At 66.2% G+C, this 26,019-nt stretch carries 27 protein-coding genes; 22 read left to right on the top strand and 5 right to left on the bottom strand.

Translation table 11 applies throughout. From position 1 onward, the window contains the following. Position 1: 1 nt before the first annotated feature. The 3 genes from BLT96_RS06850 to BLT96_RS06840 are packed head-to-tail and all read left to right on the top strand — an operon-like array spanning position 2 to position 1,105. Positions 2-274 carry a hypothetical protein gene (locus BLT96_RS06850; RefSeq protein WP_090862910.1) on the top strand — a complete coding sequence of 91 codons (273 nt, stop codon included), beginning with the start codon at positions 2-4 and terminating at the stop codon, positions 272-274. Positions 275-289: 15 nt separating this feature from the next. Further along, entirely contained in the window at positions 290-532 is a 243-nt protein-coding gene (locus BLT96_RS06845; protein ID WP_157692184.1) for a hypothetical protein, read from the top strand. A 27-nt stretch (positions 533-559) separates the two neighbouring features. Then, complete coding sequence (locus BLT96_RS06840) at positions 560-1,105, top strand: flavodoxin family protein (protein WP_090862906.1); 546 nt, start codon at positions 560-562, stop codon at positions 1,103-1,105. A gap of 72 nt (positions 1,106-1,177) precedes the next feature. Here the strand turns inward: BLT96_RS06840 and BLT96_RS06835 are convergent, their stop codons facing one another. Then, the gene (locus tag BLT96_RS06835; protein WP_090862903.1) at positions 1,178-1,747 is read right to left on the bottom strand and encodes a flavin reductase family protein; all 570 of its coding nucleotides are present in this window, start codon (positions 1,745-1,747) and stop codon (positions 1,178-1,180) included. Between the two features lie 152 nt (positions 1,748-1,899). On the opposite strand from BLT96_RS06835, the gene BLT96_RS06830 reads away from it, so the two are divergent. The 4 genes from BLT96_RS06830 (at position 1,900) to BLT96_RS10795 (ending at position 6,126) form a co-directional block, all read left to right on the top strand. Next, positions 1,900-3,117 carry a 6-phosphofructokinase gene (locus BLT96_RS06830; RefSeq protein WP_090862901.1) on the top strand — a complete coding sequence of 406 codons (1,218 nt, stop codon included), beginning with the start codon at positions 1,900-1,902 and terminating at the stop codon, positions 3,115-3,117. 61 nt (positions 3,118-3,178) lie between these two features. Further along, a complete protein-coding gene (locus BLT96_RS10585; RefSeq protein ID WP_154540928.1) occupies positions 3,179-3,340 on the top strand; it encodes a hypothetical protein in 162 nt (53 codons plus the stop codon). Positions 3,341-3,519: 179 nt separating this feature from the next. After that, positions 3,520-4,503 carry a type I phosphomannose isomerase catalytic subunit gene (locus BLT96_RS06825; protein WP_090862898.1) on the top strand — a complete coding sequence of 328 codons (984 nt, stop codon included), beginning with the start codon at positions 3,520-3,522 and terminating at the stop codon, positions 4,501-4,503. 342 nt (positions 4,504-4,845) lie between these two features. Continuing rightward, positions 4,846-6,126 (top strand): methylated-DNA--[protein]-cysteine S-methyltransferase, encoded by a 1,281-nt coding sequence (locus BLT96_RS10795; protein ID WP_157692183.1) that lies wholly within the window; start codon positions 4,846-4,848, stop codon positions 6,124-6,126. 59 nt (positions 6,127-6,185) lie between these two features. Here BLT96_RS10795 and BLT96_RS06815 read toward each other — a convergent pair whose 3' ends face one another. Continuing rightward, complete coding sequence (locus BLT96_RS06815) at positions 6,186-6,965, bottom strand: LOG family protein (protein WP_090862893.1); 780 nt, start codon at positions 6,963-6,965, stop codon at positions 6,186-6,188. Positions 6,966-7,183: 218 nt separating this feature from the next. Here BLT96_RS06815 and BLT96_RS06810 point away from each other — a divergent pair, with 218 nt between their 5' ends. Next, positions 7,184-7,900 (top strand): Crp/Fnr family transcriptional regulator, encoded by a 717-nt coding sequence (locus BLT96_RS06810; RefSeq protein ID WP_090862890.1) that lies wholly within the window; start codon positions 7,184-7,186, stop codon positions 7,898-7,900. Between the two features lie 99 nt (positions 7,901-7,999). On the opposite strand, the gene BLT96_RS06805 is transcribed toward BLT96_RS06810, so the two are convergent. Continuing rightward, positions 8,000-8,374 (bottom strand): hypothetical protein, encoded by a 375-nt coding sequence (locus tag BLT96_RS06805; RefSeq protein ID WP_328804304.1) that lies wholly within the window; start codon positions 8,372-8,374, stop codon positions 8,000-8,002. A gap of 192 nt (positions 8,375-8,566) precedes the next feature. After that, positions 8,567-10,873, bottom strand: a complete 2,307-nt coding sequence (locus BLT96_RS06800) for an LTA synthase family protein (protein WP_090862885.1) — start codon at positions 10,871-10,873, stop codon at positions 8,567-8,569. 364 nt (positions 10,874-11,237) lie between these two features. Here BLT96_RS06800 and BLT96_RS06795 point away from each other — a divergent pair, with 364 nt between their 5' ends. The 10 genes from BLT96_RS06795 (at position 11,238) to BLT96_RS06750 (ending at position 20,573) form a co-directional block, all read left to right on the top strand. Continuing rightward, positions 11,238-12,224, top strand: coding sequence for a transporter substrate-binding domain-containing protein (locus BLT96_RS06795; RefSeq protein ID WP_090862882.1), 987 nt, complete (start codon positions 11,238-11,240; stop codon positions 12,222-12,224). Positions 12,225-12,367: 143 nt separating this feature from the next. Further along, positions 12,368-13,027 carry an amino acid ABC transporter permease gene (locus BLT96_RS06790; RefSeq protein WP_090864268.1) on the top strand — a complete coding sequence of 220 codons (660 nt, stop codon included), beginning with the start codon at positions 12,368-12,370 and terminating at the stop codon, positions 13,025-13,027. Continuing rightward, a complete protein-coding gene (locus tag BLT96_RS06785; RefSeq protein WP_090862880.1) occupies positions 13,024-13,872 on the top strand; it encodes an amino acid ABC transporter permease in 849 nt (282 codons plus the stop codon). Before BLT96_RS06790 ends, BLT96_RS06785 begins: the two co-directional genes overlap by 4 nt. A 25-nt stretch (positions 13,873-13,897) precedes the next feature. Continuing rightward, complete coding sequence (locus BLT96_RS06780; RefSeq protein WP_090862877.1) at positions 13,898-14,656, top strand: amino acid ABC transporter ATP-binding protein; 759 nt, start codon at positions 13,898-13,900, stop codon at positions 14,654-14,656. An 18-nt stretch (positions 14,657-14,674) separates the two neighbouring features. Next, positions 14,675-14,875 (top strand): hypothetical protein, encoded by a 201-nt coding sequence (locus BLT96_RS06775; RefSeq protein WP_090862875.1) that lies wholly within the window; start codon positions 14,675-14,677, stop codon positions 14,873-14,875. A 243-nt stretch (positions 14,876-15,118) separates the two neighbouring features. Continuing rightward, positions 15,119-16,168: an inorganic phosphate transporter gene (locus BLT96_RS06770; protein ID WP_090862873.1), complete on the top strand. Its 1,050-nt coding sequence runs from the start codon at positions 15,119-15,121 to the stop codon at positions 16,166-16,168. 15 nt (positions 16,169-16,183) lie between these two features. Beyond that, complete coding sequence (locus BLT96_RS06765; RefSeq protein WP_090862870.1) at positions 16,184-16,804, top strand: DUF47 domain-containing protein; 621 nt, start codon at positions 16,184-16,186, stop codon at positions 16,802-16,804. Between the two features lies 1 nt (position 16,805). Next, positions 16,806-17,336: an NlpC/P60 family protein gene (locus BLT96_RS06760; protein WP_090862867.1), complete on the top strand. Its 531-nt coding sequence runs from the start codon at positions 16,806-16,808 to the stop codon at positions 17,334-17,336. Positions 17,337-17,354: 18 nt separating this feature from the next. Beyond that, positions 17,355-17,984: a 4'-phosphopantetheinyl transferase family protein gene (locus BLT96_RS06755; RefSeq protein ID WP_090862864.1), complete on the top strand. Its 630-nt coding sequence runs from the start codon at positions 17,355-17,357 to the stop codon at positions 17,982-17,984. A 63-nt stretch (positions 17,985-18,047) separates the two neighbouring features. Further along, positions 18,048-20,573, top strand: coding sequence for an acyltransferase family protein (locus tag BLT96_RS06750; protein WP_090862861.1), 2,526 nt, complete (start codon positions 18,048-18,050; stop codon positions 20,571-20,573). A gap of 17 nt (positions 20,574-20,590) precedes the next feature. On the opposite strand, the gene BLT96_RS06745 is transcribed toward BLT96_RS06750, so the two are convergent. Then, positions 20,591-21,649, bottom strand: a complete 1,059-nt coding sequence (locus tag BLT96_RS06745; RefSeq protein WP_090862858.1) for a threonine aldolase family protein — start codon at positions 21,647-21,649, stop codon at positions 20,591-20,593. A 298-nt stretch (positions 21,650-21,947) separates the two neighbouring features. Between BLT96_RS06745 and asrA the strand changes: the two genes are divergently transcribed. The 4 genes from asrA to BLT96_RS06725 all read left to right on the top strand — a co-directional run bounded on the left by asrA (position 21,948) and on the right by BLT96_RS06725 (position 25,988). Further along, positions 21,948-23,003 (top strand): anaerobic sulfite reductase subunit AsrA, encoded by a 1,056-nt coding sequence (asrA, locus tag BLT96_RS06740; RefSeq protein ID WP_090862855.1) that lies wholly within the window; start codon positions 21,948-21,950, stop codon positions 23,001-23,003. Then, complete coding sequence (asrB, locus tag BLT96_RS06735) at positions 22,996-23,796, top strand: anaerobic sulfite reductase subunit AsrB (protein ID WP_090862852.1); 801 nt, start codon at positions 22,996-22,998, stop codon at positions 23,794-23,796. Before asrA ends, asrB begins: the two co-directional genes overlap by 8 nt. A gap of 10 nt (positions 23,797-23,806) precedes the next feature. Next, complete coding sequence (gene asrC / locus BLT96_RS06730) at positions 23,807-24,796, top strand: sulfite reductase subunit C (RefSeq protein WP_090862849.1); 990 nt, start codon at positions 23,807-23,809, stop codon at positions 24,794-24,796. 160 nt (positions 24,797-24,956) lie between these two features. Then, complete coding sequence (locus tag BLT96_RS06725; protein ID WP_090862846.1) at positions 24,957-25,988, top strand: branched-chain amino acid aminotransferase; 1,032 nt, start codon at positions 24,957-24,959, stop codon at positions 25,986-25,988. Positions 25,989-26,019: the final 31 nt, after the last annotated feature.

Below are 26,019 nucleotides of genomic sequence, written 5' to 3'. Positions count from 1 at the left end.
CGTGGCGGCCGCATCGCAGGGCGCCGACCTGCGCGGGCGAGAAGAGCGGGACATGAGGCCTGACGCCGTTCCGGAGGGCTTCACGGCCGCGCTCGCGGCGCTCGACGCCGTGCCGGTCGTGCTGTTCTGCCTCAGCTCCATCGTGCTTGGCCGGCGCATCGCGAGCCCGCTCTTCGTGGTGGGCTCGGTTGTGGCGTTCGCGGGCGGCGCCGGCAAGGTTGCCTGGAAGGCGCTGCTGGCGCTTGCCCGCCGCGACGTCCCCTTCCTCGCGTGACAGATGCGCTACGTCATGCCGCTGGGCTTTGCCCTGATGGCTGCCGGTGCCGTCATGCGCCTGGACGCGCTTGCGGGCGTGCTCGCCTCGCTGGTGCGGCCGCCGGCCGTGGTGGCGCTCGCGGGATGGGCTGGCTGCATGGTCGCCATGAGCTACATGGCCGCCCACAACCGTCAGGACGTTGCGCGCGACAACTGGGCCGAGGAGGTCGTGAACACCGTGGGCCAGGCGGCGCTCCTGCTTGCGCTCCTGCTGTAGCCCATCTGTGGAAAAAGGAGGAACCCCATGGCAAGCATCCTCGTGCTGAACGGCTCGTCCCGCGCAAGGGGCTTCACCGCGGCCATGATCCGCTCGTTTGCGCAGGGCGCGCGGCAGGCGGGCAACACGGTGCAGGTGCTTGACCTGCGCACGCTCGACATACACTGCTGCGTGGGCTGCCTGCACGGCGGTGCGGACCCGGCCCATCCCTGCACGCAGCGCGATGACATGGCGACCATCTACGCGGCGTATCGCGCGTGCGACGTGGTGGTGCTTGCGACGCCGCTCTTCTTCTGGTCGTACAGCGGGCTGCTGAAGAACGCGTTCGACCGGCTGTGGGCCCTTGCGGAGTGCCAGCCGGACGAGCTTCATGGCAACGGCCGCTCGGGGGCGCTCCTGGTTGCGGCCGGCGGCGCGCACCCCGCGCAGCTGCTGGCGCACTTCGACTACCTCATGCTGCGCATGGGCTGGCGAAACCTGGGCTCTGCCGTGCTGCTCCACACGGACGACCTGGACGCGTCGGCCGTCACCGACGTTCCCCAGGCACGCGAGCTGGGGGCCTCGATCGCGTAGCGCCGGGCACGGGCGGGCCGGCCCCGGATGGCCACTGCCGATTCCAACGTCCTTGCCGGCCCGTCCGCGTGCCTACTCGCCCAGGCCCTTGCCATCGCTCCACGCCTGGCCGACCTTCTCGCCCAGCGCGTAGTAGCCGTTGTGGAACGTGTCGAACGTCAGGGGGCGCAGCTTGGCGATGTCGGGCTTGCCGTCGGCGTCCAGCACGGAGTCGTCAGCCAGCACGCCAACGATCTTCCCGACCACGCGATGCCCGCTCACGGCCTCGTCATCCTCGACGACCTCGCACTCCAGCGTCATCGGGAACTCCTCTATCACGGGCGCGTCCACGCGGGAGCTCTTCGTCGCCGTGAGCCCGCTGCGCTCGAACTTATCCGCCACGGCGTTGCCCGAGGCGATGCCAAAGTAGTCCGCCTCGCGCAGGTGCGCCTCGTCGGCCACGGAGATCGTGAACGCCTTGCGGGCCGCGATGTTCTTGGATGTCTTGTGCCGCGCGCCAATGTTGAGCGCCACCTTGTCCGTGTCGCAGATGCCGCCCCACGCCATGTTCATGACGTCGACGCTGCCGTCGTCGTTGTACGTTGCGATCATCAGCACCGGCATCGGTGCCAGGTAGGGTCCGACCTTCAGTTCCTTGAGCATGGCTCCTCCTCACTCGCCGCCGCGACGGCGGCCGTTGTCACCTACCTGCCTTGTACCCACTTGCGGTCGCGCGTCCAAGCCAGACCGCCGCAACGCGCGGGGCCGCGGCGCCGGCGCGCTATACTCGTTCCAACCACGAAGATAGGAGGACCATGTCCCAGGCAAAGCGCATTCTTGTTGGACAGTCGGGCGGCCCCACCTCCGCCATCAACGCCAGTCTCGCCGGGGTCATCGCCGGCGCACGGGAGAAGGGCGCCCATGCCATCGGCATGCGCTACGGGATCCAGGGCTTCCTCGACGGGCGCACGGTGGACCTGGACCAGGCGGTCCCGGACGACGACGCGCTTTCGCTCCTGCGCGATACCCCCGCCAGCTGGCTCGGCAGCTGCCGCTTCAAGCTGCCGGAGCCCGAGGCCGACCCGGAGTTCTTCGCACGCGCGCTCGAGCGCATCGACGCGGCGGGCGTCTCCGCCGTGCTCTACATCGGCGGAAACGACTCCATGGACACCATCGCAAAGCTCGCGCGCTACGGTGCGCAGGTGGGAAGCGACGTCCGCTTCGTCGGCGTTCCCAAGACCATCGACAACGACCTCGTCGGCACGGACCACACGCCCGGCTACGGAAGCGCGGCCCGCTTCGTGGCGACGGCCGTCGCGGAGGTCGCGCGCGACGCGGACGTCTACGACCTCAAGAGCGTGACCTTCGTCGAGATCATGGGCCGCGACGCCGGTTGGCTCGCGGGCTCCGCCTGCCTCGCCAGTCCCGACGTGGTGCTGCTGCCCGAGGTGCCTCTGGACGAGGACACGCTTATGGCAAAGGTCGAGGCACTTCTCGCCGAGAAGAACACCGTCATGGTCGCGACGTCTGAGGGCGTGCGCGACGCCTCGGGCCGCCTCATCGCGGAGCGCACCGTCGCCGCGGGCACGGGCACCGACGAGTTCGGTCACCTGGCGCAGCTCTCCGGGGCAAGCCGCTACCTGGCCGCGCTTGCGAAGGAGCGCCTTGGCTGCAAGACGCGCGCCGTGGAGATCTCCACCTTCCAGCGCTGCGCCAGCCACTGCGCGAGCTCGACGGACCTGGACGAGGCCTTCGCCCTCGGCCACCTGGGCGCGCTTGCGGCGCTGGACGGCCAGACGGGCGTCATGTGCGCGGTCGAGCGCACCTCGGACGACCCATATCGCGCGGAGCTTCGCACCGTGGGCGTGGCGGACGTGGCGAACAAGGTGAAGCCCGTCCCGCGCGAATGGATCGCCGCGGACGGCATGGGTGTCACCCCGGAGTTCGTGCGCTACGTAAGGCCCCTGGTTGCGCCGCCGGAGCAGATCGCCTACGAGGGCGGACTGCCGCGTCAGATGCCACCGCTGGCATAGGGGGATTCCGCGTGGCGAGGCCATGCGGTCCATACGCTTGGATGCGACGATGGGAGGAACCATGATTTTTGGAATGGGACTGCCGGAGCTTGGCATGTCGATTCTGGCCATGATGCTGGAGCTGGCGATGCCTGCCGTGCTTCTGCTGGTCGCCGTGTACTTCGTCGTGCGCAAGGCCGTACGCGACGAGCTTGGAAGAACCGACAAGGATCGCCGACCGTAACGCCGAGGCCAGCCGCGTCATGGCCGAGGACCTTGTGGACGTTTACCAAAAGCTGGCGGCCGCTCGGAAGTAGAGCCTGTCATCGTGTCATCTTAGAGGCGCGAACGTATCACCGGCGCGGACGCCAGGCAAGAGCCGGCGCCCGCGCCTTCCAACGTCGGAGGAAGAAGGACGTGCACATGGAGAAGAGCGCTGGCACGAAGCCGCAGGAGCTGCTGTTCCCGAAGCCCGTGTTCCACAACAAGATCTGGGGCGGCCGCTACCTACACGACGAATACGGCTACGACATCCCCGACGGCGACGTGGGCGAGTGCTGGGCCATCAGCGCGCATCCCAATGGCGACTGTACGATCGAGGGCGGTAGCTTTGATGGCAAGTCGCTCAGCTGGCTCTGGGAGCACGAGCACGAGCTCTTTGGCGACGCGAAGGGTGACCGCTTCCCGCTGCTCATCAAGATCCTGGACGCGCGCCAGAACCTCTCCGTGCAGGTGCACCCGGACGACGCGTACGCGGCCAAGCACGAGAACGGCAGCCTGGGCAAGCGCGAGTGCTGGTACGTGCTCGACTGCAAGCCGGGCGCGTCCATCGTCGTGGGCCAGCGCGCGAAGGACCGCGAGCAGTTTGTCCGCATGGTGCGGGAGGGAAGGTGGGACGACCTTCTCTACAGCGTGCCCATCAAGCCCGGCGACTTCTTCATGATCGAGCCCGGCACCATCCACGCCATACAGGCAGGCACCGTCGTGCTCGAGACCCAGCAGTCCAGCGACGTGACGTACCGCGTGTACGACTACGACCGCGTGCAGGCGGACGGCACCCGCCGCGAGCTGCACATTCCGCAGACGCTCGACGTGGTGGACTTCGACCTGCCGCTTCCCAAGAGCGGCGATGTCGCAGCGCCCGAGAAGGACGGCGTCACCGTCCTGGGCACGTGTCCCAACTTCGAGGTGGAACGCGTGCGCGTGGTGCCGGGCTCGCCCGCGAGAGTGCCTCAGACGCACGACTTCATGTGCGTCTCCGTGGTGCATGGCACGGGCGGCAAGGTTACGTCTGGCGCCGGCAGCTGGGAGCTCGCGCTGGGGTCGCACTTCGTGGCGCCGGCGGGTTCCGGCGACCTCGAGTTCGAAGGGCAGATGGAGCTCATCGTCAGCTGGCCTGAGGGCTAGGTCGCGCCAAGAGATTGGCGGGAACGGTTTTCCTTGGGGTTGGGCAGGCGCTAAACTGCCGATGCTTCCGCTCGAAGGGGCTCTCGGCGGCGGAGTTCTTCCGCGAGGCAACTTGCGGGAGAGACGCCACCCTGTGTTGAGAGCGGTCTGGAGGGGACATGGCCCAAGACGCGTACGAGTACGACGCGACGATCTGCGAGGCCCAGGGCAAGGGCGGTGCCTACGTCCATGTCGTCGTAACCGAGCGAGAGTAAAAAACGAAACAGAACACTTGTTCTTCTCACCTGGGCGGTGTATGCTGGTCTGACCAAACGCTCGAGGCCCACGAGGGTGGCGATGGCCATGACGCAAGCGGATGACAGGCTGGTGCAAGGCGAGGTCAGGTACGTCGAGTACGGCGACGATGCCGTGGCATACCTGTCCGCGCGCGACCCGCGCATGGCGGACGCCATCGCCAGGATCGGGCACGTGTGGCGCGTGCGCGACGACGACCTCTTCCAGGCGGTAGTCCACAGCATCGTGGGGCAGCAGATCTCGACGCGCGCGCAGGCGACGGTGTGGGCACGCATGCGCGACGGCCTTGGAACGGTGGATGCGGCGCACGTTGCGGCCGCGAGCGTCGAGGAGCTGCAGGCGTTTGGGATGACATACGGCAAGGCGGGCTACATCCGCGACTTCGCCCTGCGCGTTCAGGATGGCTCGTTCGACATCGCGGCGGTGGAGCGCATGGGTGACGACGAGGCCATAGAGGCGCTTGCGTCGCTTCGCGGCGTGGGCAGGTGGACGGCAGAGATGATCCTGACCTTCTGCCTGAACCGTCCGGACGTGTTCGCGTTCGACGACCTTGCCATCCAGCGCGGCCTGCGCATGCTCTATCACCACCGTAAGATCACGCGGAAGCTGTTCGAGAGGTATCGCCGTCGGTTCAGCCCGTACTGCAGCGTCGCGAGCCTGTATTTGTGGGAGGTGGCCGGAGGCGCGCTTCCGGAGCTTTGCGACCTTGCGCAAAAGACAAGGCCCGCGCGCAAGGCGGGCGAGAAGAACGGCGGTGCGGCCCGGAAGACCGTGCGGAAGGGGGGCTCTGCCCCCCGGAAGGTTGCTGGGACTGGTACGGGTACGACGTATGTGACGACGTTCGAGACGGGCGTGATAGGCAACCTGACGCTCGCGAGCGACGGGGAGCGGATCTCGCACTGCTGGTTCGAGCATGACAGGAACTGGGATGCGGATGTTGCCGAGGCGTACGTCCGCAAGGACGACCTGCCCGTGTTCGACATTGCCCGCCGCTGGCTGCGAGGGTACTTCGCGGGGGAGAGGCCCGATCCTGGCGAGCTGCCGCTCGGGCTTGTGGGGACGCCCTTCAGGATGGTGGTGTGGGGGCAGCTGCTCCAGATTCCCTATGGACGGACCGTGACGTACGGAGAGCTTGCGGAGAGGGTCGAGTCCCAGACGGGAAGGCGTACGTCCGCACGTGCCGTGGGAGGGGCTGTTGGACACAACCCCATCTGCGTGATAGTGCCGTGCCACCGGGTGATTGGCGCAGGAGGGAGCCTGACGGGGTTTGCCGGCGGCGTCGAGGTGAAGGCCAGGCTCCTTGCGCTCGAGGGGGCGAAGATGGGGTAGCGACGTGGGACCGCATCCCTGACGATGGCGATGCGGTCCCGGCTCTCGGGATGTCTTGCCTATCCGTTCAGGATCTGGCTCATGGCGATGTCCGCCGCCTCCTTGGGATCATCCGTCAGCGTGAAGAGGTCGACGTCCTTGGGCGAGATGTTGCCCTCGGCGAGCATGGACCCACGAATCCAGTCGAAGAGGCCCTGCCAATAGCTGGTGCCGAACAGTACGAGTGGAATGCGCGGGGACTTTCCGGTCTGAACGAGCGTCAGGCCCTCGAACGCCTCGTCCAGCGTCCCAAAGCCCCCGGGGAATATGACCGTGCCCTGGGAGTACTTCATGAACATGGTCTTGCGTACGAAGAAGTAGCGGAAGTTCATGCCCAGGTTGATCCAGTTGTTGAGGCTCTGCTCGTGGGGGAGCTCGATGCCGAGCCCTACGGAGGTTCCGCCCACTTCCGCCGCCCCACGGTTTGCGGCCTCCATGATCCCGGGGCCTCCTCCGGTGATCACGGCAATGCCATGCCTGGCCACCTCCTGCGCACATTCGCGCGCAGCCTTGTAGTACGGGCTGTTCTCGCTCGTGCGGGCGGAGCCAAACATCGAGACCGCGGGCCCCAGCTCCGCGAGCGCGCCGAAGCCGTCCACAAACTCCGCCTGGATGCGAAGTACGCGCCATGGGTCCGTGTGGAGCCACGAGGTGTCCTTGTCGGGTGCAAGGAGGTGGGAGTTCGTGCTTTCCTTCGGAATCATCTTGCCACGCATGATGACGGGGCCACGGTGGTATGGGGGCTCGAAGTCCGGCTCCTGCTCGCGCGGCTCGTCCTTCTCGGCATCTTCGTCTTGCATGCTCTCTCGTTCCTATCCTTCTCGAATGTCTTTCGGTGTCTTGCGTTCTTCCGTGCACAGTCTAGGGCAATGTGTCCGTGGGGCGCCGTGGTCTTTTTTTGGCTGACAAAGCCGTTATGCGGGCGTGACGTTTGCGCCGACGAGCGTAATCGCTTTGCGCGTGAGTGTGAGCGGTGTTAGGGTTGATGTTGCAATGGCAACGGAAGTGGGTGCGGCTTATGCAGAGGGATGGCGTGAACAAGCGCTTCGCGCACTGTATGGACATGTTGGCGAAGAGCCCGCTCTTTGCGGGGGTCTCTCGCGAGGACCTTCCGCACGTGCTCGTGCTCATGCGGGCGCGGTGCCACTCCTTTGCCAAGGGGGAGGTGCTGCAGGGCTTCGGGGAGCCGTTTCGCTACGTGGGAATCCTCATGTCCGGCGAGGTCGAGGGGTCGTTCGACAGCGAGCGGTTCGACCGCATCAACGTGAATCGCTTCACCGCAGGTCAGATGTATGGTGCCGCGTTCGCGTGCGCCCGCGTTCCCGAGAGCCCCATCGAGCTCGTGGCGCTGCGCTCGACCGAGGTGGTACTGCTGGACGTGGGTGTGCTGGGCACGGGCGGACAGCCGGACGCACTCGAGGCGGTGCTTCTACGCAACCTCTTGGGCATTGTCTCGACGCAGAGCGTCTTTCTCAATCGGAAGGTAAGGATTCTGGGCCAACACAGCTTGCGCGACCGCATCGTGGTCTACCTGGGAGGGCTTACCGCAGATGCCGACGGTTGGGTGACGGTTCTCCTCTCCCAGACGGCACTGGCCCAGTTCATAGGCGGCAACAGGAGTGCCGTCTCACGCGAGATGGGACGTATGGTGGACGAGGGCGTGCTCGAGCGGGATGGCAACCGGATGAGGCTTGCGGGTCCGCTTGAAAGACGTCCGCGTCGGAGGCTTCCATAGCAATGGCGGGGCTTGCGTGAATGCCGTCGACGCTGCCAGTGTTACGCTTCCTGTTCCCTAGGGGCTGCCGACGAACGCGAATCGGTCGTGCCGGGAAAGTCAATGCGGTTGACGCGCATCCCTAACATCCCGTCGCAGCGGGCGCATCAAAAGCTTTCCTAGTCTGCCAATCGTGTTGAACACGAGCCGCCTTCCCGGAAAGCGGCGGGCTAGCTCGCATGCAAGCGTTCGCGCCTGCCAAGTGGTGAGGTAGTGGAACACGCCCGCCGCGAAGAAGACGGCGCCATCCGATCCGTCCACCTGTTCCATCCACGCGTGGTCGTTTAGGTTGCTCTTGATGTCGGTCTCGCGCCAGTCCGTGGGAAAGAGCTGTTCACGCATGTTGATGACATCCGGCATGTCGACGTTGTACAACTTGCACCTGCCGTTGTCGCAGGCGCGTCCCGTCTGGTCAAGGCCGCAGCCCATGTTCACGACCGCGGCGTGTGGGTGGGATGCCAGGTAGTCGCGAACCTCTCACTGCATGTCAAGCTGGCGCATGGCCGCCTCGAGGGCGCCAAAGTGGCTAACAAGGTTAAGAACACTATGCCGCCAGCGTGCAACGCGGCACGCCGGACGGCTGTTTGACGGGGTGAAGCGTATCCGTGGGCGTGGCTGCTGGGACCCTCAGTTCACGATGCTGCCAAACTCCAGGTAGTTGACGTAGCCCATGAGACTGTCCGCATGAGTGGCGGCGTCCGAGCCCTCAGTCGAGTCAGGGGACGCCAGGGGCTCGTCGTCTCCGTAGGCGTGCCACTTTCCACTCGCGTCCTTGTAGCCAATGAGACTCAGCACGGGCAGGTCGAGCTGCGACGCGAGGGACGCCTTCTGTCGTGCGGAGAGCGGCGCACCAATGCGATACATGAGCTCGTCACCCAGTGCGGAAATGGGCTCGTCCAGCGTCTGTCCCGCCTGCTCGTCGCCCGCGACGTCGTAGTTCGCCCACATGAAGTAGCTGGAGTGGAACATGCGCTCCGCGGTCGTGATGGAAGGCTCTCCCTCGTAGCCGATCGTCGCGTACGGGCTTGCGGGCTTGGGCTGGTGGTCGCCAAAGAACAGCACGACCACGGGTCGGTCGAGCTTGCGAAGCTCCCCGATAAACCACTCGATGGCGTGGTCGGACTCCGTGGCGCATGCCAGGTACTCGTTCAGCTTCGAGTTGTCCAGGCTGGTGGCGCCCGCGGGCGAGAAGTTCGTGCGGTCCTTGCTCGGGATGGTGCCGGTGGTGAAGGGTCCGTGGTTCTGCATGGTGACGTCGTGGATGAACTGGGGCTTGTTGCTGGAGGCCAGGACGTCGAGCACGCGCTGGTACGTCGCGCGGTCGCTCACGTAGCCGTTGTGGTACGTCTCCGCTCCGTCGAAGTCGTCGATCGTGAGGAACTTGTCGAAGCCCATCTGGCGGTACACGCGCTCGCGGTCCCAGTTCGTGCCCAGGTTGGGATGGATTGCCGTTGTCTGGTAGCCGAGCCGCTCGAACTGCCTTGGCATGCAGTCGACGTTCGTGAAGTCCCACTGCGTGTAGGGGTACTTGTTCGATCCCAGGTAGTGTAGGTTCACGCCGCAGAGCGCCTCGAACTCCGAGTTGCAGGTGCCGCCGCCAAAGATCGAGGCGTAGGAGTCGCCGCGCAGGATGGCGTCGGTCGTGCCACTCTTCACGTAGTTGGGGCCCGCGTAGCCGGCTTCCGCGATGGCCTTGTAGACGGACAGGTCGCTGAACGACTCGTTCATGATGACCACGACGGACGGCTTCGTGTCCTCGAACTGCTTCTCGGCTGCCTTGCGCGCCGTTCCGGCCGAGGTGCTCGCACTGCTGCCGAGCGTCTTGCGATACCTCTTGACCAGGCTCTTCTCGGCCGCCTTCGCGGCCTTTTCCGTGTAGCCCTCTGGGACGGGGATGAGGCGCGCCTGGAACTCCTTCACGAAGCAGGGGAAGAAGCCCTGCAGGGACGTGCTGTACAGGGAGTTCCAGTGGTTGAGGCTGACGCCGAAGTCAGCTCCGTAGCCGGGGACCGTCACGAAGAGCACGAGCGCGACGACGAAGGCAAGGCCGAGCGCGCCTCGTCGTACGGCGGGCACGGACGCCGCGTGGGCGAGCCATGCTCGGACGCCGCCGCGACGCGCGCCCTCCGCATGGGCGGGCACGTGCCCGCCCTGGGTCAGCGCCTGCGGTGCCGGCGGCATGAGGTACGCGGCGCACGCGATGCCGGCCGCCGCGAACGCGAAGGCCTGTACCACGGCTGGCGTGATGACATAGACGTAGCCGCCGCTGACCTCCGCCGCGGTGCCAAGGGCCTGGAGGTCCGCCGGCGTAATGTTGGCGTCCTTGAACAGGAACACGAAGTACTGTGCGATGCCGACGAAGAGCATGAAACCCACTCCGAGAGCGACGCCAGCCCCGCGACGCTGGAACAGGAAGTACAGGGCGAGAAGCGCAAGGCCGATGATGGTTGCCTCGATCGCCACGAACTGCGGCGCGATGTCGAGCCACGCGTCGTTCCACGGGACCTCGAGCGCAGCGCGGGAGGCCTCCTCGCAGAGGGCGAGAAGGACTATGGTCGCGGTCGTGTGGCATGCGGCCTGCCTGTGGGTGGGGATGCGCCGCGCGAGGATCGACGAGAGGTGCAGCCTGGGGAGGCAGACGATCCCAGCGATGAGGATGACGAGGGTGTTCGCCCGGAGGGAGGCGATGCCGCCGGAGTACAGGCCGCGTGCGCACCAGGCCCAGAGGAAGACGAGCGCACCGAGAAACGGGAGCTCCCACAGGAGGGTCGTGGGGCGGATGCGGGCAAGGACGGCCGGGGCGCCCTTCTCGCCCGCGTGGTGCGCCGCGACCGCGGCGCTTGCGAGCGCGTATGCGAGCGTTACGACGACAAGCACGACGACCTGCGCCATCACGGTTGGGCAGAACGCGGCCGAGCCATTTGTTCCCTGCATGTGAGAGTCCCTCTATCGAAGATGTGCCACAGCCTGCCATTGTAGTGCGAGCGGTGCATCACGGCTTTTCTCGCCCCGCGGCAATCGCCTTGGGCAATAGCGCTCTATCGAAAATGCGCATGCGGAAAATTGAGCTGAAAAGTGGGTAGAAACAATCCATTGCTATGCTGAAATGGCAGGTTGCGGCAGTCGTGTTACGTCTTGTGCACGTCGCGCGCGGCTCTGTTGACATTTCCTAGCAACACGATAGGATTTACCGTGTTAGTGCACGGCCCGGTGCGGCACGGCCCGGTGCGAGTACCGGTCTCATTGTCGGGCGGGTCTTGCCCCGCTCCCACGGGTAACCCCGAAGGAAGGAACCCACATGTCCATCACCAATCCCCTTGACAAGATCGTCGTCAGCAGGCGCCAGGCGGTTGCTCTTGGCCTTGGCGGCTTCGCAACCATGGGTCTTGCCGCGTGCGGTGGCAGCTCCGATAACGGCAGCTCCGCCTCCGGCTCCAGCGCCAATAAGACCTCCGGCAAGCTGGACAAGGACGCGTACGACAAGCTCATCAAGGAGAGCTCCAAGCAGGCCGACGACGCCACCATCTCTGCTAACAAGTGGGCGTCCAAGGTGAAGAAGGCCGGCAAGCTGCGCGTTGGCGGCGTGCAGACCTCCGAGCTCTTCAGCTATCTGGATGACAAGGACAACAAGGTCCGCGGCTTCGACGCCGGCCTGTCCCAGCTTCTGGCGGCCTACATCCTGGGCGACTCCTCCAAGATCGACCTGACGCAGGTCACCTCTGACACCCGCGAGTCCGTCCTGCAGAACGACCAGGTTGACGCCGTGTTCGCGACCTACAGCATCAACGACGACCGCAAGAAGCTCATCGACTTCGCCGGTCCGTACTTCACCGCGCGCCAGGGCATCATGGTGCTCGCGACGAACAAGGACATCAACTCCGTCGACGACCTCGCCGGCAAGAAGGTCGCCGTCCAGTCCGGCTCCACCGGCCCGAGCATCGTGAAGGAGGAGGCGCCGAAGGCCATCCAGAAGCAGTACAAGACCGACGAGGAGGCCCGCGCCGCCCTGGAGCAGCACCGCGTGGACGCCTACATCATCGACCAGACGATGCAGATGGGCTCCATGATCTCGAACCCCGGCAAGTACCGCCTGCTGAAGCAGCTCATCGGCCCGAAGGACAACTATGGCATCGGCCTGCCGAAGGACTCCGACGCCGCCGCGTTCGTGAACGCCTGGCTGCAGAAGGTCGAGGACGAAGGCGTGTGGGAGAAGCTCTGGAAGGTCTGCATGGGCACCCGCATCGGACAGAAGACCGCGCCGAAGCCGCCCGCGATCGAGGACTAGCGTTTCTCGCCCACGTTTCGTGATTGTTCCAAAGCTGATATTGGCTTGTGGACGTGGCGCTCGTGAGGGTATCTTGAAGACAGTGCTAAGAGGGGGCCTCCGTGCACGCACGGGGGCCTCTGCTTTCAATGCGGGGGGTGAACATGAGTATTCAGGAGCTCTTCTCGCTCTATGGGGGGATGTACGTCAAGGCCTACGGGGCGACGCTCTGGATGACGGTGGTTTCCTACGTCGGTGCGATGCTTCTGGCGCTTCTTGTCACGATCGCGCGCGTGAGCCCCATCTCGCCTTTGCGCAAGGTAGGGGACCTCTACGTGCAGATCTTCCGAAACGTCGCCACGATATCGCTTCTGATCATCTTCTATTACGCGTTCCCGTACCTGGGCGTCGTGTGGAGCGAGCAGACCTGCGTCATTGTGGTGACCGTGCTGGTGGCGGCGTCGTTTGGCTCGGAGAACTTCATGACCGGCATCAACACCATCGGCGTGGGGCAGATCGAGGCGGCGCGCTCGTTGGGCCTGAGCTTTCGCCAGATGCTGAAGAACGTCGTGATTCCGCAGGCGCTGCGCTCGTCTGTGCTGCCCATGACGAACCTTCTGGTCGCCGTCATGCTGACCACGGCCATCGGCTCGCAGGTTCCGCTTGACCCGCAGGAGCTGACGGGGCTCGTCTCGTACATCAACACGATGTCCGTGGGCGGCATCCTGCCGTTTGCGGTCTCCGCCGTGCTGTACGCCGGCACCGCGTTCCTGATCGGCCTTGCCGGAAACGCCATCGACAAGAGAGTGAGGATCCTCAGATGAGTGCCGCAAGCAGCGTATCCATGCGCGACGCGCTCTACGAGGCCCCGGGTCCTCGGACAAGGCGTCGCATCGTGGTGGGGACCGTCGTCACGTCCATCGCGATCGTCGCGATCGTGGCGTGGGTCGTGGCAAGACTGTACGAGATGGGCCAGTTCGACTCTCGCTACTGGTACTTCTTCGCGCAGTGGTCTACGTGGCGCTTCCTGCTCATGGGGCTCGCCGGCACGGCGGAGGTTGCGCTGTGCGCCGGTGCCATCGCCCTCGTTCTTGGCATCCTGTTCATGCTGGGTAGAATCAGCCACAACCGCGTGGTGAGCACCGTCTTCCGCGTGGTCATCAACTTCTTCAGGGGCATCCCCTCGCTTCTGCTGATCTACTTCTTCTTCCTGGTCATCCCCGGCTACGGCATCAAGATGCCCTCGTTCTGGATGCTGACGCTGCCCATCGCGCTCACGGCGTCCGGCGTGCTCGCGGAGGTGTTCCGCGCCGGCGTGAACGCCGTGCCCAAGGGCCAGCGCGAGGCGGCGCTCTCCATCGGCATGACGGAGGGCAAGGTCATGCGCAAGATCATCCTGCCGCAGGCCATCCGCTATGTCATCCCGTCGCTCATCTCGCAGCTCGTCGTCGTGGTGAAGGACACCTCCGTCGCGTACGTGGTGAGCTATCCGGACCTGCTGCAGAACGCTCGCGTGCTCATCAGCAACTACGACGCGCTCGTCTCGGTGTACTTCGTGGTGGCGATCATCTACATCCTCATCAACTACGCAATCAACCAGTGGGCAGTCAACCTGGCGCGCAGAAGCGGCGCCAAGGTGGTCACGCGCTCGCAGGAGAACCCGGTGTAGCCCGCACGCTTGATAGGAGCATCCAATGTCTGAAGATACGCAGCGCAAGACCCCAACGATCGAACTGAGGCACGTAGAGAAGCACTTTGGCGACCTCCACGTCCTGAAGGACGTGAGCCTTCAGGTCGAGAAGGGCGAGGTGCTGGTGCTGATAGGCCCGTCCGGCTCCGGCAAGTCGACGCTATGCCGCACGATAAACCGCCTCGAGACCATCGACTCCGGCGAGATCCTGATCGAGGGCAAGCCGCTTCCCCAGGAGGGCAAGGAGCTTGCCGCGATGCGCGCGGAGATCGGCATGGTCTTCCAGCAGTTCAACCTCTTCGCGCACAAGACGATCCTCGAAAACGTGACCATGGGGCCCGTCGAGGTGCTGCACGTGGACAAGAAGAAGGCGGAGCAGGAGGCCATGGAGCTGTTGCGTCGCGTCGGCGTGGCGGAGCAGGCAAGCAAGGTGCCCGCGCAGCTCTCCGGTGGCCAGCAGCAGCGCGTCGCCATCGCGCGCTCACTGGCGATGCACCCGAAGGCGATGCTGTTCGACGAGCCGACGTCCGCCCTCGACCCCGAGATGATCAACGAGGTGCTCGACGTCATGGTCGAGCTTGCGCGCGAGGGCATGACCATGGTCGTCGTCACGCACGAGATGAACTTCGCCCGTCGCGTGGCCGACCGCGTCGAGTTCATGGCGGACGGCCAGATCCTGGAGGAGGGTGACCCGAACGAGTTCTTCGACCACCCCAAGACCGAGCGCGCCCGCGAGTTCCTCGAGTCCATCAAGGGACACTAGCGAGGGGAGGCGAGGCCCATGGCAGACTCCGCGCCCGACATCGCAAGCTCTTCTCGCATGGACAGGCTCTGGTACGTGAAGTCGCAGTACCCATGCATCGCGGACTGCGACCAGTGCGGCCTGTGCGCGAGCTTCCACGGCAAGGACCCGACCATCGCGTTCAAGGACTACATAGACGGCAAGGCGAGCTTCATGGAGGTCTCGCTGCGCTATCGCTAGGCACGACGCCGGGCGAGAAGAACTACCGTGTCGACGGGGGCGCGTCCGTTTGGGCGCGCCCTTTTTGTCGCACGCCAGATGGCTCATGTGGAGCGCCTGTGTTCGGATTCGCGCAAGACGGGGCAATTGACCAGCCAATTAGTGCAATGTAAGCGAAAAGTAAGGCATTGCCACCTTGTGGGCGATTACATTGTTGGCAGTGACACCTCCCTTTATCATCGGGATGTAAAGAAAGGAGTCACTTTGGTCAGCTTTTCGCAGTTTTTGGCGATGCTCGAGGCGAACCCCTTCCTCGCCGTCGTCATGGCCCTGGTGCTGGGGACCATCTTCGTGAACGGAGCCACCGACGCCGCGAACGCGATCGCGGAGCCCGTGGGCACGCGCTCCATCAGCATCGAGGCCGCCATCGCCATGAGCGTGGTCTGCAACTTCATCGGCCTCGTCGCGATGACGTTCGTCTCGACGGCCGTCGCGGACACCATCAGCGGCATGGTCGACTTTGGCGGCGACACGCATGCGGCGCTCATTGCGCTTGCCGCGGCGACCGTGGGCATCGTGGCGTGGGGCGTGGGCGCCTGGATCTTCGGCATCCCCACGAGCGAGAGCCACGCGCTCATCGCGGGCCTCACGGGCGCGGCGCTTGCCGTGCACGGCGGACTCTCCGGCGTGAACTTCGGGGAGTGGATGAAGGTCGTGTATGGCCTGGTCTTCTCCACGGCCGCTGGCTTTGCGGCAGGATGGCTTGTTGCCTGGGTCATACAGCGGGCGCTTCGGCATGCGAACCGTGCGAAGACGGACGCCCTCTTTGGGAAGCTGCAGGTTGCGGGAGCTGCCGGCGTCGCCCTCATGCACGGTGCGCAGGACGGTCAGAAGTTCATGTCCACGGCCATGCTCGCCATCGCGCTTTCTGCCGGGCTCAAGGCGTCCGATATGGGCGGCTTCCCGCTGTGGGTCGAGGTGCTCTGCGCGGGCACGATGGCCATCGGCACGGCCGTGGGCGGCAAGCGCATCATCAAGAAGGTCGGCATGCAGATGGTGCAGATGGAGAAGTACCAGGGCTTTGCCGCGTCCGTCTCGGCCACCGCGTCGCTTCTGGTCGCGACGCTCACGGGCCTTCCCGTATCGACCACGCACGCGAAGACCGCGGCCATCATGGGCGCGGGCGCCGCGAAGAACATGCGCTCCGTCAACTGGGGCGTCGCGAAGGAGATGGTCTACACCTGGATCTTCACCTTCCCGGGCTGCGGAGTCATCGGCTTCGTGCTCGCCAAGATTTTCCTGATCATCTTCTAGCTGGAGGTAGACCACATGGCACGCGCCAAGAAGGAAGACATCTTCTATACCCTGTTCAAGGACCTAGCCGCCAAGCTCGTCGAGGCGTGCGACCACTACGTCGAGGTGATGGAGGGCTATCCGCAGACGTTTCCCGGCATCCCGGAGCTCAAGGTGTACGAGAGCGAGTGCGACAACAAGGTCCAGCGCATCATGCGAGAGCTGTACGACTCGTTCATCACGCCGTTCGACCGCCAGGACATTAGCGACCTCGCGCTTGCGATGGACGACATCATGGACTACATGAACGGCGCCGCGCTCTGCCTGGACCTGTTCAACGTTCAGGAGATGCGCGGCGAGGCGGTGCAGATGGCACGTCTGACGCGCCGCTGCGTGGACGAGGTGAGCAAGATGATCGACCATCTGCCCAACTACAAGGGCGACCCGGAGGTCATGGAGCACGCGAACATGATCTCCGACATCGAGGACGAGGGCGACGTCGTGTACAACGGCGGCGTGCGCAGGCTGTTCCACGACGAGGAGAACGGCCGCACCACCGTGACGTGGCTGCGCCTGTTCGACCGCATGGAGAGCTGCATCGACGCCTGCGACCACACGGCGCAGGTCGTGCGCACCGTCGTGATGAAGAGCGCGTAGCGTGGCCGACTCCCCGCGGGCGGAGGATGCGCCCGACCCAGAGACGGAGCGACTGCGAAGGCTCGAGGTTCTTCTCGCCCGGCGCGGGCTGCCCATGAGGCGCCTTGCGACCGGGCGAGGTCACGTTCCGGAGGAGCTGGCGTCCGCGAGTCGCGACCAGCGCAGCCTGGTGGTGCATGCGAAGGGATTTCCGTGGCCGGGGCCGAACGGTTGCGCCGCGTGGGTGGAGGGCGTGTTCCAGTGGTTTGGCCTGGGGCTGGAGTGCGGTGACGCCCGCGCGCTGTACGAGCGCCACTGCACGCTGGCCGACCCCGGCGACCTGCGCGTGGGCATGATCGTGGCCGTGCCGCGCTGTCCGGCGAGCCCGCAGGCGGCGCGGCATGGACACGTTGGCATCTACGTGGGCGACGGCATGGTGATGGACAGCGCGGACCATGGCGTGCGCACGGTGCCGCTCGCGCTGTGGTACGGTGCGTACGGGGCGTGGGAGCAGCCGCGCTGGGGATGGATGCGGGGCGTCGCCCTCGCGTGACGACGGGAGGCGAGCCTGGTGGAGAAGGTCGTGGTGCACGTGCTTGACTGCGCGCCGTTGGCCGGGCACGAGGACGCGTGTCGCGACGTCGTGGCGCCCATGTACGCCAGGCGCTCCGAGGTGGGGCCAGCGCGCGTGAGGCTGGAGGCGCTGGGAGGCGGCCTTCTGGCGCGCGACGTGCTGGGCGTTGTGGCCGACGCGGACGTGGGCTACGGCGAGTACGGCAAGCCGTACGTCGCGGGCGGCCCGGAGTTCAACCTCACGAACGACGTGGGCATGGTGGCGCTGGCCGTGGCGGCGCGTCCCGTGGGGATAGACCTGGAGGAGGTCCCGTCGCGCTACCGCGACGTGGAGGACCTCATCACGCGCAAGTACTACGACGAGGCGGAGCGCGCCGCCGTGGGCGACGGCTCCACGCGCGAGAGGCGCGCGGCATGGGCACGGGCGTGGACCCGTCGCGAGGCCATCCTGAAGGCGATGGGCACGGGCTTTGCCGTGGACCCGCGCAAGCGCCCGGAGGTGCTCCTGGGCTGGGAGCTGCGCTCCGCAGAGCTGGGGGATGCCGTCATGACCTGTGCGCTGGACGTGCCGTTTGAAATGCGCGTCATGCGCCGCGACGCGCTGCGCCTGCTTGCCAGCTATTGCTAGACTTATGGACGGGAAGTTACGCGGCCGCTGGCCGCTAGGGCTACGGTCGATTGGTCTTCACGCATGGCAGGACGCACGACACGACGCGCGGGCACGGGTTCCGCACGACAGGCACCGCGGACGGGGCAGAGGCCCCGGAGGGCGGCGGCTCCAAAGGCGGCCGGCTCCTCGCGCCGCTACGTCACGTCGCTCGACGGGCTCCGCGCCGTGTGCGCTCTGGGCGTGGTCTTCTATCACATGGGGCTTGCGTGGTGCACGGGCGGCCTTCTGGGCGTGACCGTGCTGTTTGTGCTTTCCGGCTACCTTGCGACGGCGGGGCTTCTGTCCGAGCTCGCAAGGACGGGTACCATCCGCCTGGGCTCCTACTGGATGCGCCGCGTCAAGCGGCTCCTTCCCACGTGCGTCGTCTTCGTCGCCATCACGGCCGCGGTGTGCACCGTCGCGAACCGCCAGCTGCTCACGAAGATGCGCCCGGACGTGGTGCCCGCGCTCCTGATGGCGCTCAACTGGACAAAGATCTTCAGCCACGAGTCGTACTTCGCGGCGGCCGGTGCGCCGTCGCCGCTGACGCACTTCTGGTCGCTCGCGCTGGAGTTCCAGTTCTACCTGGCGTGGCCGCCCATCCTCATGCTGCTGATGCGGGCGATTCCCCGGGGCGGCGGGCCGCGCTGGCACGACCGCCGCGGCGTGGTCATAGTGCTCGCGGTGCTGACGCTTGCCTCCGCCGCGCTGATGGCGGCGCTGTACGTGCCCGGCGCCGACCCGTCGCGCGCGTACTACGGCACGGACACCCGCGCCCAGAGCCTGCTTCTGGGCTGCATCCTGGCATTCGTGTGGCCTTTTGGCGAGAAGAGCCGGGCCACGGCGCCTGCCGCCGCGCCTTGGCGGCGCCTGGCGCTCGAGCTCGCGGGCCTTGGATCTGTGGCGGCGCTCGTCGTGATGATGGTGACGACCGAGGGGTACACGTCCTTCTCGTACTACGGGGGCATCCTGCTGTGCTCGATCATCGCGGCCGTGGCGGTGGCGGCGCTCGTGCCTGCGGGCACGGTGGTCTCGCGCGTGATGTCGTGGCGCCCGCTGGCGTGGGTGGGCTCCCGCTCGTTTGCGATCTACGTGTGGCACTACCCCGTGGTCGAGCTGATGCAGCCGCGAAACTCCACCACGGCGCTCGCGCCGTGGCAGGTCGCGCTCGAGCTGGGCGTAATACTCGCGGCGGCGGAGCTGAGCTACCGCCTGGTGGAGGAGCCCCTGCGCAAGGGGTCGCTCCGGTCGTACCTCGCGGCGCTTGCGCAGCCCATCCTGCCTGCCGCCTCCGTGCGCGCGGCTTCGGCCAGGACCGAGTCCGGCGCCGGGAGGCGGGGCCACGTTGCCGCGGCGCTGGGCGCAATGCGTCGCGTGCCAAGGGCAGCGGTGCCCGTGCTCGTGTGCGCGGTGGCCGCGTGGGGCCTCGCGTTCGCACCGCCCGTCGCCGCGGTGGGCGGGGAGCCCGACGCCCACCGCGTGAGCGCGGCCACCCTGAGGAAGCCGCTTGCGGCGGGGAAGTACGACGTGCTGCTGATAGGCGACTCCGTGACGCTGGGCGCGCGCGACGCGCTGAACGAGGCGTTTCCATACGGTATGGTCGATGCGAAGGTGGGCAGGCAGGCCACGGACGCGCTGGACGTATACCGCAAGTACGCCGACCAGGGCGTCGTGGGCGATACCGTGATATTTGCCGTTGGCACGAACGGCGCGCTGACGCAGGACACGCTGCAGCAGATCTACGACGCGGTCGGCAAGAAGCGCCGGCTGTGGTTCGTGAACAACAGGGCACCGGAGGACTGGGTCTCGGCAAACAACGCACTGCTGAAATCGTTTGGCGACGCGCACGAGAACGTGGGGGTCATCGACTGGTACGGTGCGTCGTCCGGCCACGACGAGTGGTTCTGGGACGATGGGACGCACCTGCGGCCTCAGTACGCGCAGGAGATGGCGAACCTGGTCGTGAAGGCGACCAGCTACGTGAAGCCCACGCGTGAGAACACGACGTACAGTGCCATCGTGCTGGGCGATGCCACGACGCTCGCGGCCGCGGACGAGCTTTCCGCCGCGATGCCGCAGGCGATGATCGACGCGGCGGCCGGGCGCGACGCAAAGGCGACGGCGCGGGCGTGGGCCGGCTACGCGAAGGCGGGAACGGCCGGCGACGTGGTTGCGATCGACCCGGACGACTCCGCGCCGCTAGACGCGAAGGCCGTGGCGCGGATGATTGCGGCCGTCGAGGGCTCGGGCGACGGTTCCAAGGGCGAGAAGGACGCGTCTGGCTCTGGCGCAGACGCGTCCGGACAGGCGGGCAGGGTCATCTACCTGGTGACCTGCAGGTCCACCGCAACATACTGCGAGGCGAACAACCAGGTGCTGCGCAAGGCGGCGAAGGCCGGCAAGAGCGTGCGGCTCATCGATTGGTACGCCGCCTCCGCCGGGCACGACGAGTACTTCAAGTCCGACGGCGTGACGCTGACGAAGTCGGGACGGAAGGCGTACGCGAAGCTCGTGAGCGCTGCGGTGGAGAAGGGCTCTGCCGCCGACGGCAGCGCAAAGAGCGCGTAGCCGTCGGCGCGACGCCGCTACGCGATTGTCGCGGCAAACTCCAACAGGTCGTCCACGTCCCCGCGCGACGTTGCCCAGGACGTTACGAACCTCACGACCTTCCGGCCGGCGTCGAGGACGTAGAACGTCTCCGCGCCCACGGCCTGCTCGAACGCAGCCTGCTGTGCGGGGCTTACCACGAAGAACTGCTGGTTGGAGGGGGAGCTGCCATAGGGTTCGAAGCCAAGGCCCACCAAGCCCGCGCGAAGGTCCGCGGCCATGCGGTTCGCGTGGCGCGCCATGCTCCAGTACGGCGCCTCCGCGTCGCCCTCGCCGCGCTCGAACGCCGCCTCGAACTGCACGCCGAGCAGCCTGCCCTTTGCGACGAGTCCGCCGCGCTCCTTCACCAGGAAGGGGAACGCCTCGCGAAGCCTCTCGTCGCGGATGACCATCGCCTCGCCAAACAGCATGCCGTTCTTCGTTCCGCCCAGGTAGAACGCGTCGACCGTGTGGGCGATGTGCGAAAGCGTCACGTCGTTTCCCTCGGACGTGAGCGCGGACGCCAGCCGCGCGCCGTCCAGGAACACCCTCAGCCCGCGCTCGTGCGCCCAGTCGCAGATCGCGTCCAGGCGAGCGGCGTCCCACACGCCGCCGAGCTCCGTCGCGTTCGTGACGTACACGGCGGCAGGCCGCGTCATGTGCCGGCCGCACGACGTCTGGAACGCGTACACGCGCTCCGCCCCCTCGGGAGACAGAAACCCGTCCGCGTCGTCCGTGGGCAGGACCGTCCTGCCGCACGCGGCCACGGCACCGGTCTCGTGCACGTTTATGTGGGCGTCACGCGTGCAGATGACGCCCTCCCAGTCGCGCAGCATCCCCGTCACGCCTATCACGTTCGCGGACGTCCCGCCAACGCAGAATTGCACGTCGGCCTCGCCCTCGTCCAGGCCGCACGCGTCCAGGATCAGGCGCCGCGCCCGCTTGCAGTGCGGGTCGCCCTCCGTGTAGCCCACGCACTGCTCGTCGTTCGTGGCCACGAGCGCGTCCATGATCCGCGGCGCCGCCCCCTCCGAGTAGTCGTTCCTGAACATGCGCATGATCGCTCCAATCGGTTTGGCCGGGCCGCGCCCGGCTGTCAGATCCCATGACTATAACCCTTGCGGGTCCTACCGCCCGCGAATTCGTCGCGTGTTGCCGCAGCCACAACATTTCGTGCGTCGGTACGATACGTTATAAAGGTTTCAGGCGAGAAGGACATCGCCTTCGGCTGGCACCGCGCCCCGCGCCCGGGCGCAGGGCCGCCCGTGGGATGGCGTGCTGGCACCGTCGTGACGCGACGCCGGCACTGGCAATGGTCGCGGGCCTGCGGGGGCTCGCGCAGGAGGAAGGAAGACGATGGGATACGTGCTGAAGAGGGAGGGCCTCGATAGCGCGCTCGCCGCGCTCTCGAAGGACTACCTGCTGTACGCACCGGTCAGGAAGGTGGGCGAGGGCCGCTTCACCGACGTGGACGTGGTGCGCTACGACTTCGTGACGAGCGCGTCCGAGCTCGAGCTGGACGCGAAGAGCGACTACAGCTTCAAGGAGCTGCTCACGCCGCTGTCCAAGACGCTGTTCTACTTCACGGAGGACGAGGTCCACGAGGCCGGCGACCTGGGCGCGCCCGGCGCCCCGGCCCAGGCGGCGGACGACCGCCCCGTCATCGTGTTCCTGCGCGCGTGCGACCTTCATGCCGTCAGGCGGCTCGACCAGATGTATCTGGGCAACGGCCCCACGGACACGTTCTACGCGCGCATACGCGACCGCGTGCGCTTCGCGCTCATCGGCTGCACGCAGAGCTTCGCGAGCTGCTTCTGCGTGGACATGGGAGCAAACGTTGCGCCGGAGGGCTGGCTCTTCTCGCTCGAGACCTCTGGGGACGGCTACCTGTGCGCCGTGGCGGACGATTCCGTCAAGGCGGCGTTTGCCGGTGCGGCCACGGCCGAGAAGGACGTGGAGCCGGCGCACGTGACCGAAAACGAGGTGCGCGTACGCACCCCCCAGAGCGTGCCGACCTCCATCTACAAGGACCCGCTGTGGGACGAGTACACCAACCGCTGCATCCGCTGCGGCCGGTGCAACATCGTGTGCCCCACGTGCACGTGCTTCACCATGCAGGACGTGTTCTACACGGACAACGGGCGCGTGGGCGAGCGCAGGCGCGTGCAGGCAAGCTGCATGATCGACGGCTACACCAACGTGGCCGGCGGCGGGCAGTACCGCAAGACCGCCGGCGAGCGCATGCGCTTCAAGGTGCTGCACAAGGTGTGGGACTTCCGCCAGCGCTTTGGGTACGACATGTGCGTGGGCTGCGGACGCTGCGACGACGTGTGCCCGGAGTACATAAGCTTCGCAGCGTGCGTGAACAAGCTGACGGACGCGTGCGAGCGCGAGGAGGCGCAAGATGAGTAGCCAGACCAATCCCTACGTCCCGTTTCCCTCCAAGGTGCTCGAGGTCGTGCGACACACGAAGAAGGAGTACACGTTCAGGATGGCGTTTGCGGGCGACGTCAGGCCCGGCCAGTTCTTCGAGGTGTCCGTTCCCAAGTTTGGCGAGGCACCCATCAGCGTGAGCGGCATCGTGCCCGGCGAGTCCGTGGACCTCACCATCCGCCGCGTCGGCCGCGTCACGAACGAGATGTTCGACACCTACGCCGGCCAGAGCCTGCTTCTGCGCGGGCCGTACGGCAACGGCTTCGACGTGGGGCGCTACGTGGACGGCGAGTGCGTCGTGGTCGCGGGCGGCACCGGCGTGAGCCCCGTGCGCGGCGTGATAGAGGCGCTGGCCCAGAGCGCGACCCCGCGCGACAAGCACGTGGTCGTGGGCTTCCGCAGCCCGGACGACATGCTGTTTCGCGACGACCTCGCGCGCTGGGACAAGGTGCTCGACCTCACGCTCACGGTGGACGCCGCGCCGGAGGGCTATGCGGGAAACGTCGGCCTCGTTACGAAGTACATCCCTGAGCTAAAGCTGCGCGACCCCGCGACGGCGCAGGCCGTGGTCGTGGGCCCGCCGCCCATGATGCACTTTACGGTGCTGGGACTGCTCCAGCGTGGCTTTGCCGAAGAGAATATCTGGGTGAGCCAGGAGCGCAAGATGTGCTGCGGCCTGGGCAAGTGCGGGCACTGCCGCATAGGCGAGAAGTACGTGTGCCTGGACGGCCCCGTCTTCAACTACACCGAGAGCAAGACCCTGATCGACTAGGAGGGCACCCATGATTCAGGACGTCAACGTAAAGGCGCTGAAGAAGAACGCCTTCCGATACAGCAAGGTACGCGGCGAGACCGCGAGCCGCGTGCGCGTGCCCGGCGGCCTCGTGAGCGCCAAGAGCATGACGCGTATCGTCGAGATTGCAGAGGAGTTCGGCAACGGAGAGATCTTTCTCACCAACCGCCAGGGCGTGGAGATCCCGGGCATCAGCCTGGACGACATGCCAAAGGTGAACGCGCTCCTGCAGCAGGTCATCGAGGACACGCAGATCAACCAGGAGGACACGTCCCAGGGCTACCTGGCAAGCGGCACGCGCAACGTCGTGGCGTGCCCCGGCAAGCGCCTGTGCCCGTTTGGCTGCTATGACACCACCGCATTCGCACAGCGCATGGACCACGAGATCTTCCCGAACAACCGCCACGTGAAGGTGGCGTTCACCGGCTGCTCCAACGACTGCGCGCACGTTGCCCTGAACGACTTCGGCATCATCGGGATGACGGAGCCGCAGTACGACCCGACGCGCTGCATAGGCTGCGGGCAGTGCGTGGACTGGTGCCAGCGCCGCTCCGTGAGCGCGCTCAGGCTCGTGAACGACAAGGTGGTGCGCGACGAGGACCGCTGCATCGGCTGCGGCGTGTGCGTGGTGTACTGCCCCACGCGCGCGTGGACGCGTAGCCCCGAGCACTACTTCCGCGTGAAGATCATGGGCCGCACCGGCAAGCAGAACCCGCGCATGGCGCAGGACTGGCTGCGCTGGGTGGACGAGGACTCCATCGTGAAGATCGTGAAGAACACCTACGCGTTCATTGAGGAGTACATCGACCCCAACGCGCCGGAGGGGAAGGAACACATAGGCTACATAGTGGACCGCGTGGGCTTTGACGAGTTCTGCAAGTGGGCGCTCGAAGGCGTCGAGCTTCCGGAGAAATGCCAGCGTGCGACCCGTGTGTACTGGGACGGGAAGCGCTACGACCGGGACAACAGCCTGCGCTAGCAAGCCTTCCGAAGCGCGCTCGCAGGGGTTGCGAGCGCGCGAAGTGTTTCAGGCCTGTCTCATCCGTGCGATATAAAACGCCACGTTCTTCTCGCCGTAGTAGACTCTTCTGCACTCCGCGCGCAAGCGGGGATACGGTTCTATCGTGAGGAGTGTGTTGATGGAGAAGAAGGACATAGACTGGGGCGCCCTCGGGTTTGCCTACCAGCCCACGGACTACAGCTACGTTTCCAACTACAAGGACGGCAAGTGGGACGAAGGGGCGCTAACCACCGACCACTCCATTACCCTCTCCGAGTGCGCTGGCATCTTCCACTACTGCCAGGAGGTCTTCGAGGGCCTCAAGGCATACACCACCGAGAAGGGCGACATCGTCTGCTTCAGGCCCGACCAGAACGCGAAGCGCATGGCCAACAGCGCCCGCCGCATCGTGATGCCGCCGTTCCCGGAGGACCGCTTCGTGGACGCCGTCGAGAAGGTCGTCCGCGCGAACGCCGCCTGGGTGCCGCCGTTTGGCTCCGGTGCGACGCTGTACATCCGTCCGCTCATGATCGCGACCGGCAACGTCATCGGCGTGAAGCCGGCCGACGAGTACCAGTTCCGCATCCTGGTGACGCCGGTGGGCGCCTACTACAAGGGCGGCGTGAAGCCCGTGAAGGTGCAGGTTTCCAAGTATGACCGCGCGGCACCGCACGGCACCGGCAACATAAAGGCCGGCCTGAACTACGCCATGTCGCTTCTGCCCTCCGTCGAGGCGCATGCGGCGGGCTATGCGGACAACATGTTCCTGGACCCCGAGACCCGCACGTACGTGGAGGAGTCCGGTGGCGCGAACTTCCTGTTTGTGGACAAGGACGGCAACCTCGTGGTTCCGCAGTCGCACACCGACTCGATCCTGCCGTCCATCACGCGCCGCTCGCTGGTGGACGTGGCCGAGAACTACCTGGGCATCAAGGTGACCCAGCGCCCCGTGCGCTTTGACGAGATCGACCAGTTTGTGGAGTGCGGCATGTGCGGCACCGCGGCCGTCATCAGCCCGGTGGGCGAGGTCGACTCCGACGACAAGCAGGTCGTCTATGGCATGGAGCACGTTGGTCCCGTGATGAAGAAGCTGCGCGAGACCCTGACGGGCATCCAGTCCGGCGAGATCGAGGACAAGTTTGGCTGGGTCCACAAGATCGACGTGGAGTAGCAAGAGAGACTCGTGCGCGGGGTGATGCCCC

Source organism: Parafannyhessea umbonata, from assembly GCF_900105025.1.
Taxonomy (GTDB): domain Bacteria; phylum Actinomycetota; class Coriobacteriia; order Coriobacteriales; family Atopobiaceae; genus Parafannyhessea; species Parafannyhessea umbonata.
This window is presented reverse-complemented; position numbering and strand designations above follow the sequence as displayed.

Excerpts from the sequence above, each read along its gene's own strand:
- BLT96_RS06780 (WP_090862877.1), top strand. The coding sequence starts at position 13,898 with ATGTCTGAAGATACGCAGCGCAAGACCCCAACGATCGAACTGAGGCAC.
- BLT96_RS10585 (WP_154540928.1), top strand. The coding sequence starts at position 3,179 with ATGATTTTTGGAATGGGACTGCCGGAGCTTGGCATGTCGATTCTGGCC.
- BLT96_RS06830 (WP_090862901.1), top strand. The coding sequence starts at position 1,900 with ATGTCCCAGGCAAAGCGCATTCTTGTTGGACAGTCGGGCGGCCCCACC.
- BLT96_RS06835 (WP_090862903.1), bottom strand. The coding sequence starts at position 1,747 with ATGCTCAAGGAACTGAAGGTCGGACCCTACCTGGCACCGATGCCGGTG.
- asrA (WP_090862855.1), top strand. The coding sequence starts at position 21,948 with ATGGGATACGTGCTGAAGAGGGAGGGCCTCGATAGCGCGCTCGCCGCG.
- BLT96_RS06815 (WP_090862893.1), bottom strand. The coding sequence starts at position 6,965 with ATGCAAGACGAAGATGCCGAGAAGGACGAGCCGCGCGAGCAGGAGCCG.
- BLT96_RS06725 (WP_090862846.1), top strand. The coding sequence starts at position 24,957 with ATGGAGAAGAAGGACATAGACTGGGGCGCCCTCGGGTTTGCCTACCAG.
- BLT96_RS06825 (WP_090862898.1), top strand. The coding sequence starts at position 3,520 with ATGGAGAAGAGCGCTGGCACGAAGCCGCAGGAGCTGCTGTTCCCGAAG.
- BLT96_RS06810 (WP_090862890.1), top strand. The coding sequence starts at position 7,184 with ATGCAGAGGGATGGCGTGAACAAGCGCTTCGCGCACTGTATGGACATG.
- BLT96_RS06795 (WP_090862882.1), top strand. The coding sequence starts at position 11,238 with ATGTCCATCACCAATCCCCTTGACAAGATCGTCGTCAGCAGGCGCCAG.
- BLT96_RS06845 (WP_157692184.1), top strand. The coding sequence starts at position 290 with ATGCCGCTGGGCTTTGCCCTGATGGCTGCCGGTGCCGTCATGCGCCTG.
- BLT96_RS06765 (WP_090862870.1), top strand. The coding sequence starts at position 16,184 with ATGGCACGCGCCAAGAAGGAAGACATCTTCTATACCCTGTTCAAGGAC.
- BLT96_RS06785 (WP_090862880.1), top strand. The coding sequence starts at position 13,024 with ATGAGTGCCGCAAGCAGCGTATCCATGCGCGACGCGCTCTACGAGGCC.
- BLT96_RS06775 (WP_090862875.1), top strand. The coding sequence starts at position 14,675 with ATGGCAGACTCCGCGCCCGACATCGCAAGCTCTTCTCGCATGGACAGG.
- BLT96_RS10795 (WP_157692183.1), top strand. The coding sequence starts at position 4,846 with ATGACGCAAGCGGATGACAGGCTGGTGCAAGGCGAGGTCAGGTACGTC.
- BLT96_RS06750 (WP_090862861.1), top strand. The coding sequence starts at position 18,048 with ATGGCAGGACGCACGACACGACGCGCGGGCACGGGTTCCGCACGACAG.
- asrB (WP_090862852.1), top strand. The coding sequence starts at position 22,996 with ATGAGTAGCCAGACCAATCCCTACGTCCCGTTTCCCTCCAAGGTGCTC.
- BLT96_RS06790 (WP_090864268.1), top strand. The coding sequence starts at position 12,368 with ATGAGTATTCAGGAGCTCTTCTCGCTCTATGGGGGGATGTACGTCAAG.
- BLT96_RS06745 (WP_090862858.1), bottom strand. The coding sequence starts at position 21,649 with ATGCGCATGTTCAGGAACGACTACTCGGAGGGGGCGGCGCCGCGGATC.
- BLT96_RS06800 (WP_090862885.1), bottom strand. The coding sequence starts at position 10,873 with ATGCAGGGAACAAATGGCTCGGCCGCGTTCTGCCCAACCGTGATGGCG.
- BLT96_RS06840 (WP_090862906.1), top strand. The coding sequence starts at position 560 with ATGGCAAGCATCCTCGTGCTGAACGGCTCGTCCCGCGCAAGGGGCTTC.
- asrC (WP_090862849.1), top strand. The coding sequence starts at position 23,807 with ATGATTCAGGACGTCAACGTAAAGGCGCTGAAGAAGAACGCCTTCCGA.